Source organism: Mesocryomonas lacus, assembly GCF_055730135.2.
The window spans coordinates 173,582-188,697 of the sequence record NZ_JBUZWE020000009.1 but is presented as its reverse complement, the minus strand read 5'-3'; the positions used below and the strand labels follow the sequence as shown (position 1 = coordinate 188,697).

Genomic DNA, 15,116 nt, shown 5'->3' with positions numbered 1-15,116 from the left:
GGCCTTCGCCTCCCAACAAACCCTGCCCGCAGGAGCTGCCCATGACGACCGAACCCGTGCCAGCCAAGCCGCGCCGCAATTTCAGCTTCCTGTTCGCGCTGACCCTCCTCGGCTTCCTCCTGCTGCTCTGCACGATCCTTGCGGTCGCCACGCCGAACTTCGCCACCGCCAGCAACATCGCCAACCTCCTGCGGCAGGGATCGATGATCGCGATCCTGGCGATCGGCCAGACCTTCGTCATCATCACCGCCGGCATCGACCTCTCCGTCGGCGCCATCGTCGGCTTCTCGACGGTGATCGTCGCGCTCCTGCTGCAGGCGGAGTTTCCGATCTGGGCGGCGGTCCTCCTGACACTGGCGATGGGCCTTGGCATCGGCCTGTTCCATGGGTTCGCGATCGTGCGCATGGGCTTGCCGCCCTTCATCATCACACTGGCGACGCTGACCTCGCTGCGCGGCATCGGCCTGCTCATCACCAACGGCTCGACCATCAGCATCAAGAACGAGGCCTTCAACGAATTCTCGCGCGGCAGCCTGGTCGGCGTCCCCAACCTCTTCTGGATGGTGATCCTCGTCGCGGTGCCCGCCTTCATCTTCCTGCACCAGAGCCGCTGGGGCCGCTATCTCTTTGCCGTCGGCTCGAACGCCGAGGCCGCCCGCCTGTCGGGCGTCCGGGTCTCGACCATGATCTACCTCGCCTATTCACTCTCGGCGCTGTGCGCCGCCTTCGTCGGCATCCTCCTCGCCGCGCGCATTGGCATCGGCAACGCCACCCAGGCGGAAGGCTGGGAGCTGCAGGCGATCGCATCCTCGGTGATCGGCGGCACCAGCCTGTTCGGCGCGATCGGCTCGGTGCACGGCCCGCTGATCGGCGCCTTCATCCTCGCCACCATCAACAACGGCGCCAACCTTCTCAACCTCAACTCGTTCTGGCAGAGGATCATCACCGGCGTCCTCATCATCGTCATCGTCTTCTTCGACCAGCTGAGGCGCCGTGGCCGCTGAGCCGCCGCCCTGGAGAGAACCACCGCATGAAAGCCCTGTTCATCGACGCCGTCGGCACCACCGCCCTCGGCCAAACCCCGGAGGCCACGCCGGGCCCCGGCGAGGTCGTCGTCGCCATCCGCCATGTCGGGCTCTGTGGCAGCGACCTCAACACCTTCCGCGGCCTCAATCCGCTGGTCAGCCTGCCGCGCATTCCCGGCCACGAGATCGGCGGCGAGATCGCCGAGGTCGGCAGCGGGGTGCCCGCCCATCTTTCCGTCGGCACCCGCGTCACCGTCCTGCCCTACACCGCCTGCGGCACCTGCGCGTCCTGCCGCAAGGGCCGCACCAATGCCTGCCGCTACAACCGCACCCTCGGCGTGCAGCAGGATGGCGGGCTGAAGGAGCGGCTGACGGTGCCGTTCGAGAAGATCATCGTCAACGAGGTGCTGGCGCCCCGCCATCTCGCGCTGATCGAGCCGCTCTCGGTCGGCTTCCACGCCGTCGAGCGCGGCCGGGTGGAACAGGGCGACCGCGTGCTGGTGATCGGCTGCGGCATGATCGGCATGGGCGCGCTGCTCGGCGCCGTGCGCAAGGGGGCGGAGGTCACCGTCCTCGACATCGCCGGCGACAAGCTGGCGCTCGTCCGTTCACTGGGGGCAGCCGCCAGCATCAACCCCGCCGAGGAGGACGCCGCGGCCGCGGTCTCCCGCCTCACCGGCGACGATGGCTTCGACGTCGTCATCGAGGCGGTCGGCCTGCCCGAGACCTTCACCCAGGCGGTGGATTTTGCCAGCTTTGCCGGGCGCGTCGTCTACATCGGCTACTGCAAGGCGCCGGTCAGCTACCAGACGCAGCTCTTCAACCTGAAGGAGCTCGACATCTTCGGCTCGCGCAACGCGACCGCCGCCGACTTCGCCGCAGCCGCCGCGTGCCTCGAGGCGATGGGGGAGGATGCGGACCGGCTGATCTCGAACATCTTCGCCTTCGACGATGCCGCGGACGCCCTTCCCTACTGGGACGCGCACCGCGGCGAAGTGCTGAAGATCGTGGTGGAGCTGCCGGCATGAAGCGCTATGCGATGACCATCGGCCTGCGGGCCGACAAGGTGGCGGAATACAAGGCGCTGCACGCCGACGTCTGGCCGGCAGTGCTGGCAACGCTCCACCGCCAGAACATCCGCGCCTTTTCGATCTTCCTCCAGGAGCCCGAGAACGTCCTCTTCGGCACCTATGAATACCACGGCACCGACCACGCCGCCGACCAGAAGGCCATCGCCGCCTGCCCCGACACCCAGCGCTGGTGGAAGCTCACCGACCCGTGCCAGGTCCCCCGCGAAAACCGCGCCGAGGGCGAATGGTGGGCGCCGATGGAGGAAGTGTTCCGGATGGAGTGAGGCGGTCAGTCCTGACCATCTTGCCCTTCCTCGCCGATGCGGGGAATGTTCCGCTCGGGGGGAAGCCGGATCACCCTACGCTTCGATGCGCCTCAACGCGGCGGATGATGGCTTCGGCTTTCAAGAGGACCTGATCGAGGCCGACGCCCTGCCCTTCCGCGAGCTGCGCCATCCCGTGAGCATCCGCCAGGATGTCGGCGCCCTCACCGCGCAGATACTGGGACAACGCTTTCTGGATGACCCAGTCCCGTTCGCGCTTCGCGGCAATACGATCGACACTATCCGCCTGCGACGCGGGCAGAGAAACCGTCAGCTGCGTTTTCGCCTCATTCATCACCGGCACTTTGTTCTCTTCATGCGCGAGGGTCCCTCCTTCAGCACATCCTGTCAACGCGACAAACCGGGCGCGACGAACGACCTCGGCGGGTCAGGTGACGGATCGGTTTTCCACCCGCCGGCCCTCCCCCGCACGTTCCTTCCTTGCGTGCGGCGGTTGGAGGCGGCATGTCTCTCCCCTTCCAGGAATCGGCCGTGATGGCCGGACGACCCCATTCGAAGTTGTGCCGTGCCCGTCGCCGAGAAGTCCGCCGAACCGATCATCCGGTTCTCCGCCGTCCGCAAGGAGTTTGCCGCCGCAAAGGGGCAAGCCGGCTTCGTCGCGCTCCGCGATGTCAGCCTCACCGTGCCGCGCGGCAGCATCACCGGCATCATCGGCCGGTCGGGCGCCGGCAAGTCGACGCTGGTGCGGCTGGTCAACGGGCTGGAGCGGCCGAGTTCGGGCGCGGTGCTGGTCGACGGCGTCGACGTCGCCGGCATGGACGAGGCGGGCCTGCGGGGCGTGCGCCGCTCGGTCGGCATGATCTTCCAGCACTTCAACCTCCTGTCCTCGCGCACCGCCTTCGACAACGTCGCGCTGCCGCTGGAGATCGCGGGCGTCAGCCGCCGCGACATCCGTGCCCGCGTCGGCCCGCTGCTCGATCTCGTCGGGCTCGGCGACAAGGCGGGCCGCTATCCGGCCGAGCTCTCGGGCGGGCAGAAGCAGCGCGTCGGCATCGCGCGGGCGCTGGCGACCGAGCCGAAGGTGCTGCTGTCGGACGAGGCGACCTCGGCGCTCGATCCGGAGACGACGCGCCAGGTGCTGGCGCTGCTCCGGCAGATCAACGCCGAGCTCGGCCTCACCGTCCTCCTCATCACGCACGAGATGCAAGTGGTGCGGGAGGTCGCGAGCCGCGTCGCGGTGCTGGATGCCGGGCGCGTGGTGGAGGAAGGCGAGCTCTATTCGGTCTTCGCCCGGCCGCAGCATGAAGTGACCCGCTCCTTCCTCGAAGGCGTCACCGGCGTCCGGCTGCCGGCTTTCGTCACCGAGCGCCTGACGCCGGCCGCGGGGCCGGACACGCAGGCGGTGGTGAAGATCCTGTTCACCGGGCCGACCGCCACCGACCCGATCCTCGCAGCCCTCGGGCGGGAGCTTGCCATCGACGTCAACATCCTCGCCGGCGCGGTGGACGAGATCGGCGGCCAGCCTTTCGGCACGCTCGTCGTGTCGCTGCCGGAGCCGAGCCTTGCCCCGGCGCTCGCCTTCATCGCCGCGCGCGGCCTTTCGGCGGAGGTTCTCGGCCATGTCCGCTAACATGATCAACCTGATCCTCGCCTCCACGCTCGACACGCTGTTCATGGTGGCGGTGGCAGCCGCCATCGGCATCGTCTTCGGCGCGCCGCTCGGCGTCTTCCTCGCCACCAGCCGGAAGGGCGAGCTCTACGCTGCGCCGATGGTCAACCGGCTGCTCGGCGTCGTCGTCAACGCGCTGCGCTCGACGCCCTTCATCATCCTCGTCGTTGCCATCATCCCGCTGACGCGGTTCCTCACCGGCACCTCGATCGGCACCACGGCGGCGATCGTGCCGCTGACCATCGCCACCATCCCCTTCGTCGCCCGCCTCGTCGAATCGGCGATCCGCGAGGTCGATCCGGGCCTCACGGAAGCCGCCCGCGCGATGGGCGCGACGCCGCTGCAGATCGTCCTGAAGGTGCTGGTGCCGGAAGCGCGGCCGTCGATCACCCTCGGCGTCACGATGACCGTGGTCAGCCTCATCGGCTATTCCGCCATGGTCGGCGCCGTCGGCGGCGGCGGCCTCGGCGATCTCGGCATCCGCTACGGCTACCAGCGCTTCATGCCGGAGATGATGCTGGCCGTCGTCCTCGTGCTCATCGTCCTCGTTCAGGCCGTGCAGTCGACCGGCGACTTTGTCGCCCGGCGTTTCGACAAGCGCAGCCGCAAGGCCTGATCTTCCACCGACACACCTATCTTACCCCTCCCTACCCCGTCTTCCCTCCCCAGGAGAGTCCCATGCGCCTGAAATCCCTCGTCCTTGCCGCCCTTCTTGCCGGCGGCGTCGCTCTGCCGGCGCTCGCCGAGGGCATCAAGATCGGCGTCACCCCCGGCCCGCATGCGGAGATCATGGAGAAGGTGAAGGCGCTCGCCGCGCCGAAGGGCCTCGACATCGAGATCCTTGAATTCTCCGACTACGTCGTGCCGAACCAGGCACTGGCGGACGGCGACCTCGACGCCAACTCCTTCCAGCACCAGCCCTACCTCGACAACCAGGTGAAGGACCGCGGCTACGACCTCGTCAGCGTCGCCACCTCGGTCAACTTCCCGATGGGCATCTATTCGCAGAAGGTGAAGGCGATCACCGAGCTCGCCGACGGCGCCCAGGTGGCGGTGCCGAACGATCCGACGAATGGCGGCCGCGCGCTGCTGCTGCTCGCCGATCTCGGCCTGTTCAAGCTCGACCCGTCCGCCGGCCTGAAGCCAACCCCGCTCGACATCACCGAGAACCCGAAGAACATCAAGATCGCCGAGCTCGACGCCGCCCAGCTGCCGCGTTCTCTCGCCGACGTCGATGCCGCCGTCATCAACACCAATTACGCGCTGGAAGGCGGCCTGGACCCGCAGAAGGACGCGATCGCCAAGGAAGCGGCGAAGTCGCCTTACGTCAACGTCATCGCCGTGCGCGGCGCCGACAAGGACAAGCCCTTCGTCAAGACGCTGGTCGAGACCTATCACAGCCCCGAGGTGAAGGCCTTCGTCACCGAGCGCTTCAAGGGTGCGGTTATCCCCAGCTGGTAAGGCGGGTTTGGGGGCAGTTCACCGGGAGGCGGTCGCCGCACCGGCTCTCGCAAAGGCCGACGCCGCGGTATCTCTCGTAGCCGCCATCGCGGCGGCAGCGTGCCCCCCACTGCCCTGCCGGGCATCTCCCCCTCAAGGGGGGAGATCGGCCGATCTCGGGCGGTCCCGTGCTTGATCTCCCCCCTTGAGGGGGAGATGCCGGCAGGCAGAGAGGGGGGCCGTGGCGCAAGCCCGTCCTCTCCGCTCACGCCCCGCGCGGCGCCCAGAGAATGATACACGCCCCGACCAGGCAGATCGCCGCGCCCGCAAGGTCGAAGCGGTCGGGACGGACACCCTCGGCGGCGAAGAGCCAGGCGATCGAGGCAGCAATGTAGACGCCGCCATAGGCGGCATAGGCGCGACCGGCCTGATCGGTGGGGACGAGGGCGAGGAGCCAGGCGAAGGCGGCAAGGCTGAGCAGGCCCGGCATCAGCCAGAGCACCGATTTTCCCAGCCGCAGCCAGGCCCAGAAGGCGAAGCAGCCGCCGATCTCGGCGAGCGCGGCCAGGGCATAGATCGCGATCGTCGGCATTCGGCCCTCTTTCGGTTGCGTTCGATATTCGTCCGCTGGCTTGCCGCGCGCCCGCCCGCCGACAACGCAGCCCGCTTCTCACCGCCGCGTCGGCCTTCCGCATAGCCTTTGCCGGCCCGGCGATATAGAGACGCGGAAAAGCCGATTGGAATTTTCGTGTCCCAGATCATCCCCACAGGCGTCTATGGCGCCCCGCCCGCCGACCTCGTCGATCTCCCCGACGGCGCCGTCCAGTTTTCGCCGCTGGTGCCCGGCGCGTCCGCGCTCGAGGCGGCCACCCCGGCGAGCTTCGGCGCCATGGTGCTGCTCGCGCCGCCCGGCACGCTCGAACGCCGGGCGATCATCGCCCTGGCGCTGAAGGCGCTGAAGCCCGGCGCGCCGCTCACCGTGCTGGCGCTGAAGGACAAGGGCGGCCTGCGCATCGCCAAGGAGCTGAAGGCTTTCGGATGCGACGTCGGCGAGGACTCGCGCAAGCATTTCCGCATCTGCGAGACGCTGCGCCCCGAGAGCTTCGACCGGGACGCCCGCGAGAACATGAGTGCCGCCATCGCCGAGGGCGGTCCGCGCCAGAACGAGGCGGGCCTGTGGACCCAGCCCGGCATCTTCTCCTGGGACAGGCTCGATCCCGGCAGCGCGCTGCTCATCGAGAAGCTGCCAAAACTCTCCGGCCGTGTCGCCGATCTCGGCTGCGGCTTGGGCACGCTCGCCTTGGCGGTGCTGGCCTCGCCGAAGGTCGAGAGCATCGCGCTGGTCGACATCGATCGCCGCGCCGTCGAGGCCGCCCGCAAGAACGTCGGGGATGCCCGCGCCACGGTGCAGTGGGCGGATGTCCGCGGCGGCGCCCGGCTGCCGGACAAGTTCGACTTCGTGGTGATGAACCCGCCTTTCCACGATGGCGGCACCGAGGACAGGACGCTCGGCCAGAGCTTTATCCGCCAGGCCGCGGACATGCTGAAGCCCGGCGGCTTTCTCTGGCTCACCGCCAACCGGCACCTGCCCTACGAGGAGGTGCTGAAGCCGATCTTCAAGCTGGTCAACCTCAAGGCCGAGAGCGGCGGCTACAAGATCTTCGAGGCGCGCAAGTGAAGGGGCCGGCCAGCGTCCGGCTCGACCGGCTGCTTGCCAATCTCGGCTACGGCTCGCGCCGCGAGATGCAGCAGCTGGCCCGCAACGGCCGCATCGTTCTCGACGGCGCGCCGATTCGCGATGCCGAGGGCCGGGTCAAGCTCACGCCGGAGCTGGCTTCCGGGCTCATTGTCGACGGCGAGGCGCTCGATCCCTTGCCCGGCGTCTGCCTGCTCCTCCACAAGCCGCTCGGCGTCACCTGCTCGCACAAGGAGGCGGGACCGCTGGTCTACGGCCTGCTGCCGCCGCGCTGGCGCCAGCGCGACCCCGCGCTCTCGACCGTCGGCCGGCTCGACAAGGAGACGTCCGGCCTGCTTCTTCTGACTGACGACGGCGCGCTGCTGCACCGGATCATCTCGCCAAAGCACCATGTGCCGAAGCGCTATGTGGTGACACTTGAGCGGCCGCTGAAGGGCGACGAGGCGGCGGTCTTCGCCGCGGGCACGCTGATGCTCGACGGCGACGACAAGCCGCTGCTGCCGGCCGAGCTCGAGGTCACCTCGGAGACGACGGCCCGCATCGTCCTGCACGAGGGGCGCTACCACCAGGTCCGCCGCATGTTCGCCGCCGTCGGCAACCATGTCGCCGCGCTCCACCGCGACCGGATCGGCCGTTTGGCGCTGCCGGACGACCTCGCCCCCGGCGCGTACCGCATCATGACGACGGCCGATATCGCCGAGGTCTTTCCGGTGAAGGCCGCGGACGCTTCCGTTTGAGGCGCTTGCCTCTTGCGGCGCAAAGGCCAAAGGGTCTCGCATGGACATAGAATTTGAAACCTCGTTCGATCCGCGGCATGGCGAGGCCGTGCCGGTGGCGCACCGCGTGCTCCGGGTCACCGGCCGCAACCTCGGCCCGTTCACCTTCCAGGGTACCAACAGCTACATCGCCGGTGACGGCTCCGTGGTCGTGGTCGATCCCGGCCCCGACGAGGACGGGCATTTCGAGGCGCTAATGGCGGCGATCGCGGGACGGCCGGTCGACGCCATCCTCGTCACCCACACCCACCGCGACCATACCGCGCTGGTGGACAGGCTGCGGTCCGCCACCGGCGCCCCGGTGGTGGCCGAGGGCCCGCACCGCGCCACCCGCGCGCTGCAGGAAGGCGAGGTCAACGCGATGGAGGCCGCCGGCGACATGGCGTTCCGCCCCGACCGCCTCGCCCGCGACGGCGAGATCCTCGACTTTCCCGCCGGCCGCTTCGAGGCGGTGGCGACGCCCGGCCACACCGCCAACCACATGGCCTTCGCCTTCGGCGACACGCTGTTCTCGGGCGACCACGTGATGGTCTGGTCGACCACCATCGTCGCTCCACCGGACGGCGCGATGGCCGACTACATGGCCTCGCTTGACCGCCTCCTCGCCCGCGACGAGACGCTCTTCCTGCCCGGCCATGGCGGGCCGGTCCGCAAGCCGAAGGCGTTCATGCGCGGGCTGAAGACGCACCGGCGGATGCGCGAGACGGCGATCCTCGAACGGCTGCACGGCGGCGACAGGACGATCCCCGAAATCGTCGCGGCCATCTACCGCCAGACCGATCCGCGCCTTCACGGCGCCGCCGGCCTCTCGGTGCTAGCGCATCTGGAGGATCTCGTCGCCAAGGGCGCGGTGACGACGGAGGGGGCGGTGCTCGTCGACAGCATTTACGTGCCGGCAGAATAGCGGCGCTCTCGGATTTCAGTGCCGGTCGCGGCTCGTGGCGCTGCCCGCTGTCTTCGAAGAACGAACGGATGACGGCTGAAGCCAAGAGTTTCAGCAACCCCGGCGGATCGGACGGGTGATCCTAGATCACGCCTTGAAGCGCGTAGTGCACGCCGTGCAAATGATAGGCGAGAGACGCCTTGCCGCTGAAATAGGTGGGCACGACGCGTTCCGTCAGCTTGGAGCCGAAACCCTTCCCGGTCGGTGGCGCGACCGCGGGCCCACCGCTCTCCTGCCAGTCGAGACGCAGCTGCCCGTCATCGACGGTCCACGACAGATGGATCCGCCCCATCTCGTTGGACAGGGCGCCGTACTTGGCCGCGTTCGTCGCAAGTTCATGGATCGCCAGGGCCAGCCCCATGGCCTGCTGCGCCGTCAAATCCGCCCGCGGCCCGTCGACGACGAACCGTTCGCCGCCGTCGAGGTGCGGCGCGATGGAGGCGGTGACCACGTCGCGAATATCCGCGGTCTCCCAGTTCGTCTCGGTCAGCATATCCTGCGCGCGCCCAGGCGCCTGGATCCGCTCCGTCGCAAGATGTGCGGCGTCTTTCAACGACGTCGCGCTTCTGAGGCTCTGCGTGACGACGGCCTGCACCATGGCCAGCGTGTTCTTCATCCGGTGCGACAGTTCGCGCTGCAAAATCCGCTGCCGACGGTCGGCGTCACGGCGTTCGTCGAGAAGCCGCTGGGTGTCGGCGAGCTTGCGGGCGGAATCGAGATGGAAGGCGATGAGCTCGGCGAAGAGCTTGAAGGTCCCGATGATCTCAGGCGTCTTCAGCTTTCGCGGATGCGGGTCGATCGCGCAGAGGGTGCCGAAGAACGAGCCGTCCGGCAGAACGATCGGGAAAGACGCGTAGCTCTGAAAGCCGTAAATCTTCGGCGTCGGGTGGTTACAGTAGATCTGATCCTCTGCGACGTTCTCGATCACGACGGCCTCGGAACTCTCCCGAACCTCGTGGCAGATCGTCGTCTCGACCTTCAGCTCGCCGCCGGGAGCAAGGCCGAAACGGATATCGTCCTTGACCGCGCAGATGACCCACCGGCCTTCGGTCACCCGCGCAATGGTCGCAAAGCCCATGCCCGTCAGCCGGCAGACAACGTCGAGGATCGAGGGGATGGCCGGGATGCTGGCGATGAGATCGATGTCGGCGGTGAACGCGTCTGGCAATGTCCGGGTCCGGTTGGCTCAGCCGTTAGGCGAAAGGCCCGGTCAGCGATGCTGGGATCATACACGCTCGCAGGATCTGGCTCAACTCACGGGAGCCGGAGCGGATCAGGCATGACCGATGGCCGATCGGCATGCCGAGATGGCGCGGCGGCGCGTCGTTGCTCGCCCGACCTTGGTCTGCTGGCGATCGGCGAGCGTCGCGCCGGGAGCCGGTGTTTGCTGGCGGGCGCAGATGCCAGCGGCGCTTCTTGCGTCAGAACGCCGCAGTCCCGCCGCCTCAGCCCTCGACCACCGGGCCGATGGCGACGAGGCCGGCCATGGCGGTGTCGAGGTCGGCGAGGAAAGTCTCGAGGAAGCGGCGGTTCTGGCCGAGATCCCAGTCGACGAGGCGCGAGGTCGCGCGCAGGTCGACATAGGTCTGGTCCTCATCCTCCGAGATCCGGATGACGACGTCGCTCGGCAGCGCGAGGATCGGCCCGGTGGCGACGGCCTTCACCGTGTATTCGCGCGATTCCGGCCGGTCGAAGGGGTCTGGCGGCGCCGTCACCGAGCCGCGGGCGGTCGGCAGCGGAATGTCGACGGTGCCGGAAATGCCGAGGTCGCCGGAATCATCCAGCGGCCCGGCCGGCGCGTCCGGTTCGGCGGTCGCGACCTCCTCCAGCGTCCAGCCTTCGTCGGCCAGCACCGTGCGCACGAGGATGTAGACCTGCGCGGCGCGGGCCTGGTAGTGCCGCCCACCGAGCACCGGCGCCTTCGCCTCGTTCGGCAGCGCCTCGGCGAGCGTCGCGCCCTCGGCGATGTCGGAGGCGAGCATGCCGTCGGTCTCGGCGCGGTCGACCATCGGGCTGCGGCTGGCGATCACCGCGGCGGCGGCGAAAGGCGCGGCGACCAGCAGCGCGATGAACAGCGCCCCGGCCGCCTTGCCGCCGCCTTCGTGGCCATGCCGCCAGACGCGGCCAAGCCCCGCCAGCGCGAGGACGAGCGTCAGGCAGACCAGCGCGAAGACCACCCGCAGCACCGCCTTCAGCGCCGGAAAGTCGATCCCGCCAAAGCGGTAGACGAGAATGCCGGTGACCAGCAGCAGGCCGGCAAAGGCCGCGATGCGCCGCGCCCAGCCCGCCGTCCGCAGTTGCTTCCTGATATAGTGCCCCGACAATACCGCCACGCTCATAGAATGCCCCTTGGCGTGCATCCTACCGCAAGCGGAGTTACCGCTCCAGTAACGCGCCGCCTTCCGGCCGCAACACGCGCGGTGCCAGTGTCGCCCTCTGCCGGCCTACTCCAGCGGAAACCGATAGTCCGCGAACTGCTCGCGCAGCGTCGTCTTCTGGATCTTGCCGGTCGCGGTGTGCGGGATCTCGTCGACCACGACGACGTCGTCGGGAAGCCACCACCGCGCGACCTTGCCGTCGAGAAAGGCGATGAGATCCGCCTTGCCGGGGCTTCGACCCTCCTTGGCGACGATGACGAGAAGCGGCCGCTCGTCCCATTTCGGATGGCGGATGCCGATCACCGCCGCCTCGGCGACGTCGGGATGGCCGACGGCGAGGTTCTCGAGGTCGATCGAGGAGATCCACTCGCCGCCGGACTTGATGACGTCCTTGGAGCGGTCGGTGATCTTCATGTAGCCGTGCGGGTCGACGTGGGCGACGTCGCCGGTGTCGAACCAGCCGTCGGCATCGAACGCCTCGGCGCCGACGCCCTTGAAATAGGCCGACGCCACCGCCGGCCCGCGCACCTTCAGCCGGCCGAAAGTCTCGCCGTCCCAGGGCCGCGGCACGTCGTCGTCATCCACCACCTTCATCTCGACGCCGAAAGGCGGGTGGCCTTGCGTCTGCGCGATGTCGAGCAGCGCCTCGCCGCTGCGGTCGGCATAGTCGGCGGTGATCGAGCAGAGGGTGCCGAGCGGGCTCATCTCGGTCATCCCCCAGGCGTGGATGACGCGGACGCCGTAATCGTCCTGGAAGGTGCGGATCGTCGCGCGCGGGCAGGACGATCCGCCGATCACCACACGGTCGAGATCGGGCAGCGCGCCGCCGTTCTTTTCGAGGTGCTGTAGGAGCATCATCCAGACCGTCGGCACCGCCGCCGACATCGTGACCTTCTCCTCGGTCAGGAGCGCGAAGATCGAGGCCCCGTCCATGCGCGGACCCGGCATCACCATCGCCGCGCCGGCCATCGGGCAGGAAAAGGCGAGACCCCATCCATTGGCATGGAACAGCGGCACCACTGGCATCACCCGGTCGCGCGACGACAGGCCCATGGCGTCGCCGCCGAGCGCGATCATCGAGTGCAGGATATTGGAGCGGTGGGAATAGACGACGCCTTTCGGCGCGCCCGTGGTGCCGGACGTGTAGCACATGCCCGCGGCATCGTTCTCGCCGACCGCCGCCCAGGCGAAATCCTCGTCCGCCTCGGCAAGCCATTCCTCGTAGGGCACGACGCCGGGGAGGCTGGTCTCCGGCAGGTGCGCCGCATCGGTGAGGACGACGATGCGGCGAAGGCTCGGAATGCTTGGGGCGATGGCTTCGAGGATCGGCAGGAAGGTGAGGTCGACGAAGATCAGCCGATCTTCCGCGTCGTTCATGATCCAGGCGATCTGCTGGGGAAACAGCCGCGGGTTGAGCGTATGGTAGACCGCGCCGATGCCGGTGATGCCGTACCAGCATTCGAGATGTCGCCAGGTGTTCCAGGCCATGGTCGCCACCCGGTCGCCCGGCCGCAGCCCCTCGGCCGCCAGCCGCTTGGCGAGCCGCAGCGAGCGCTGGCGCACTTCGGCATAGGTGGTGCGGTGGATCGGCCCTTCGACCGAGCGGGACACGACGGCGCGCCCGCCGTGATACGTGGCGGCGTGGTCGATCACCTTCGAGCACGCCAGCGGCCAGTCCTGCATCAGTCCCTGCACGGGCAGCTTCCTCCCTTTCGTCGCATTTCTCATCTTGACTGGCTTCTCTGGGGAAGCCTCAGCCGGACCGCATCAGCCGGACGGGCTGGGGACGCTCCCGCACCTGCAGTGTGTTCACCCGCCGGATCTTTGTCCAGCGAAGCCAAGCCGCCACCGCCACCGGCGGAAACGGCGCCATTCGAGGGGAAAAACAGATGCTCGAGAATCACACCGCCATCCCGGCCGCGGACAGCGCCATCGAGCCTTTCGAGGCCGTGGAGTTCGAACTCGCGCTCGACCTGCAGGACGTGACCGCCGCGCCGTTTGCCGACTGCGTCAGCAACGCCGCCCATGTGATCGGCGGCGAAATCCTGTTCGAAATGCCGGCGGACGGCTCGATCGAGGATGCCCAGCGGATCGCCGCGGTCCGGATGGCCGGCGACAATTCCGGCCGCATCCTCTTCGCCATCCTCGACCAGGACGGGCTGACGGTGCGCATGGCCTCGAGGGCCGAGGTCGGCGAGCGTTTCCACGGCTTCGCCCGCGCCTTCATCGGCGTGCTCGAGCGGATCCGCGGCGACTTGCCGATCGCCGGCATGCGCCCGGCCGGAACCGCCTAAAGCGCCGTGCGTCAAGAAGGGCGTACAAAGGACGCTCTATCTTACTAATTCTAAGGGCGGGGGTTCAGCCTCAGCGATCGCCGGATCATCTCGAGGCTTGCCTTGTCCATCTGCGCGACGTTGAAGCGCATCATATCGCTCGCCGATTGGCTGGTGCTGAAGATGTCGCCCGGCGCCAGCACCAGGCCCTCAGTCATCGCCGCTTTCGCCACCGCCGCGGCGGAGCGTCCGTCCGGCAGCCGGCCCCAAAGGGTGAAGCCGCCCCGCGGCATCGTCCATGCCACGATGCCAAGGCCCGCCAGCGCAGCCGCGACGTCGCGGCGGCAATGATCGAGGCGGGCGCGCAGCGTCTTCAGATGCCGGCGATAGGCCTCGTCCCTGAGAACCCCGAGTACGAGTTCGACTGCCACCGGGCTCGGGCCGCCGAAGTTCGTTGCGATCTGAAGGTCCACCAGTGCCTCGATCCAGTCGGCCCGCGCGAGGATGTAGCCGCAGCGGACCGAGGCCGACAGCGTCTTCGAGAAGCTGCCGATCCGCACGACCCGGTCGAGCCCACCCATCACGGCGAGCCTCGGCGAAGGGTCCGGCTCGAAATCGGCGAAGATCTCGTCCTCGACGATGACCATGTCGTGCGCCGCGGCGGTCTCCAGGACGGCCCGCGCCGTTTCCGCCGAAAGGGACGCGCCGGTCGGATTGTGGATCGCGGAATTGGTGAGGTAGAGCCGCGGTCGATGGGCGGCGGCGGCAGCCGCGAACAGGGCGGCGTCCGGGCCGGTCGGGGTGTGGGGGACGCCGACGATGCGGACGCGGTGCGCACGCAACAGGGCCTGGAAGTTGAAGTAGCAGGGATCGTCGACCAGCACGCAGTCGCCGGGCTGCAGCAGCAGGCGGCAGAGAAGGTCCAGCGCCTGCGACCCCGAGGCGGCGAGCATGATCTCGTCTGCGCCGGCGTCGATCCCCTCGCCGGCAAAGCGCCGGGCGAGATGGCTGCGCAGCTCGATGGAGCCGCGCGTCGGCCCGTAGTCGGCGAGGACGGCGGCATCGGCGCGGGCGAGGAGGCGGAGGCCGCGGCGGATCGCGGCTTCCGGCATCCAGTCCGCCGGCAGCCAGCCGCAGCCCGGGCGCAACGCGGTGCCCGGTGCGTCGAGCGACTGGCGCGATACCCAGAAGGGATCGATCTCCCGATCCGCCCTCGGCTCGACCTCGGCAAGCGCCAGCGGCGGCAGGACACCGGCGACGTAGAAACCGGAGCCCGGCCGCGACCGGATGAGGCCCTCTGCCGCCAGCCGGTCATAGGCCTCGGCGACCGTCGACGGCGATACGGCGAGCGTGTCGGCAAAACCCCGGATCGACGGCAGCCGATCGCCGGCGGTGAGGATGCGGGCCGCCATTCGCCGGCGGATCTGCTGCATCACCGCGCCGGTGCGGCTTCCCGGCGTCACACTCTCCAGCATCGCTGTCGCCCTCGCCAGCCCTTCGACCCATACGGTTTCCATCAACCGTACTGAACTGTCACTGTCCGCGCCAGCTACCGCCGCGCT

At 68.6% G+C, this 15,116-nt stretch carries 16 protein-coding genes; 10 read left to right on the top strand and 6 right to left on the bottom strand.

Features of this window, described 5'->3' with window-relative positions; all coding sequences use genetic code 11:
- The first annotated feature begins 41 nt into the window (after nt 1-41).
- The 3 genes from ACZLZY_RS15610 to ACZLZY_RS15600 are packed head-to-tail and all read left to right on the top strand — an operon-like array spanning nt 42 to nt 2,379.
- The gene (locus ACZLZY_RS15610) at nt 42-1,004 is read left to right on the top strand and encodes an ABC transporter permease (protein ID WP_472934651.1); all 963 of its coding nucleotides are present in this window, start codon (nt 42-44) and stop codon (nt 1,002-1,004) included.
- 26 nt (nt 1,005-1,030) lie between these two features.
- Complete coding sequence (locus ACZLZY_RS15605) at nt 1,031-2,053, top strand: zinc-binding alcohol dehydrogenase family protein (protein WP_472934650.1); 1,023 nt, start codon at nt 1,031-1,033, stop codon at nt 2,051-2,053.
- On the top strand, nt 2,050-2,379 hold the full coding sequence (locus ACZLZY_RS15600) for an L-rhamnose mutarotase (RefSeq protein WP_472934649.1): 330 nt from the start codon (nt 2,050-2,052) through the stop codon (nt 2,377-2,379). Before ACZLZY_RS15605 ends, ACZLZY_RS15600 begins: the two co-directional genes overlap by 4 nt.
- 70 nt (nt 2,380-2,449) lie before the next feature.
- Here the strand turns inward: ACZLZY_RS15600 and ACZLZY_RS15595 are convergent, their stop codons facing one another.
- Nucleotides 2,450-2,722: a transcriptional regulator gene (locus ACZLZY_RS15595; RefSeq protein ID WP_472934648.1), complete on the bottom strand. Its 273-nt coding sequence runs from the start codon at nt 2,720-2,722 to the stop codon at nt 2,450-2,452.
- A gap of 252 nt (nt 2,723-2,974) precedes the next feature.
- On the opposite strand from ACZLZY_RS15595, the gene ACZLZY_RS15590 reads away from it, so the two are divergent.
- From ACZLZY_RS15590 to ACZLZY_RS15580, 3 genes are all read left to right on the top strand, one after another.
- Complete coding sequence (locus ACZLZY_RS15590; protein ID WP_472934735.1) at nt 2,975-4,009, top strand: methionine ABC transporter ATP-binding protein; 1,035 nt, start codon at nt 2,975-2,977, stop codon at nt 4,007-4,009.
- Nucleotides 3,999-4,664 (top strand): methionine ABC transporter permease, encoded by a 666-nt coding sequence (locus tag ACZLZY_RS15585; RefSeq protein WP_472934647.1) that lies wholly within the window; start codon nt 3,999-4,001, stop codon nt 4,662-4,664. The genes ACZLZY_RS15590 and ACZLZY_RS15585 overlap by 11 nt, the downstream gene beginning before the upstream one ends.
- 68 nt (nt 4,665-4,732) lie before the next feature.
- A complete protein-coding gene (locus tag ACZLZY_RS15580) occupies nt 4,733-5,509 on the top strand; it encodes a MetQ/NlpA family ABC transporter substrate-binding protein (RefSeq protein WP_472934734.1) in 777 nt (258 codons plus the stop codon).
- 244 nt (nt 5,510-5,753) lie between these two features.
- On the opposite strand, the gene ACZLZY_RS15575 is transcribed toward ACZLZY_RS15580, so the two are convergent.
- Nucleotides 5,754-6,080 carry a YnfA family protein gene (locus tag ACZLZY_RS15575; RefSeq protein ID WP_472934646.1) on the bottom strand — a complete coding sequence of 109 codons (327 nt, stop codon included), beginning with the start codon at nt 6,078-6,080 and terminating at the stop codon, nt 5,754-5,756.
- A 156-nt stretch (nt 6,081-6,236) separates the two neighbouring features.
- Here ACZLZY_RS15575 and ACZLZY_RS15570 point away from each other — a divergent pair, with 156 nt between their 5' ends.
- The 3 genes from ACZLZY_RS15570 to ACZLZY_RS15560 are packed head-to-tail and all read left to right on the top strand — an operon-like array spanning nt 6,237 to nt 8,864.
- Nucleotides 6,237-7,166: a class I SAM-dependent methyltransferase gene (locus ACZLZY_RS15570; protein ID WP_472934645.1), complete on the top strand. Its 930-nt coding sequence runs from the start codon at nt 6,237-6,239 to the stop codon at nt 7,164-7,166.
- Nucleotides 7,163-7,921, top strand: a complete 759-nt coding sequence (locus tag ACZLZY_RS15565) for a pseudouridine synthase (protein WP_472934644.1) — start codon at nt 7,163-7,165, stop codon at nt 7,919-7,921. The genes ACZLZY_RS15570 and ACZLZY_RS15565 overlap by 4 nt, the downstream gene beginning before the upstream one ends.
- Before the next feature lie 40 nt (nt 7,922-7,961).
- Entirely contained in the window at nt 7,962-8,864 is a 903-nt protein-coding gene (locus tag ACZLZY_RS15560; RefSeq protein WP_472934643.1) for an MBL fold metallo-hydrolase, read from the top strand.
- 121 nt (nt 8,865-8,985) lie between these two features.
- On the opposite strand, the gene ACZLZY_RS15555 is transcribed toward ACZLZY_RS15560, so the two are convergent.
- The 3 genes from ACZLZY_RS15555 to ACZLZY_RS15545 form a co-directional block, all read right to left on the bottom strand.
- Nucleotides 8,986-10,071, bottom strand: coding sequence for an HWE histidine kinase domain-containing protein (locus ACZLZY_RS15555; protein ID WP_472934642.1), 1,086 nt, complete (start codon nt 10,069-10,071; stop codon nt 8,986-8,988).
- A 277-nt stretch (nt 10,072-10,348) separates the two neighbouring features.
- Complete coding sequence (locus ACZLZY_RS15550) at nt 10,349-11,242, bottom strand: DUF1499 domain-containing protein (protein WP_472934641.1); 894 nt, start codon at nt 11,240-11,242, stop codon at nt 10,349-10,351.
- Nucleotides 11,243-11,347: 105 nt separating this feature from the next.
- The gene (locus ACZLZY_RS15545) at nt 11,348-12,976 is read right to left on the bottom strand and encodes a long-chain-fatty-acid--CoA ligase (RefSeq protein ID WP_472934640.1); all 1,629 of its coding nucleotides are present in this window, start codon (nt 12,974-12,976) and stop codon (nt 11,348-11,350) included.
- A 194-nt stretch (nt 12,977-13,170) separates the two neighbouring features.
- On the opposite strand from ACZLZY_RS15545, the gene ACZLZY_RS15540 reads away from it, so the two are divergent.
- Nucleotides 13,171-13,575, top strand: a complete 405-nt coding sequence (locus ACZLZY_RS15540; RefSeq protein ID WP_472934639.1) for a hypothetical protein — start codon at nt 13,171-13,173, stop codon at nt 13,573-13,575.
- Between the two features lie 50 nt (nt 13,576-13,625).
- Here the strand turns inward: ACZLZY_RS15540 and ACZLZY_RS15535 are convergent, their stop codons facing one another.
- On the bottom strand, nt 13,626-15,029 hold the full coding sequence (locus ACZLZY_RS15535; protein ID WP_472934638.1) for an aminotransferase-like domain-containing protein: 1,404 nt from the start codon (nt 15,027-15,029) through the stop codon (nt 13,626-13,628).
- Nucleotides 15,030-15,116: the final 87 nt, after the last annotated feature.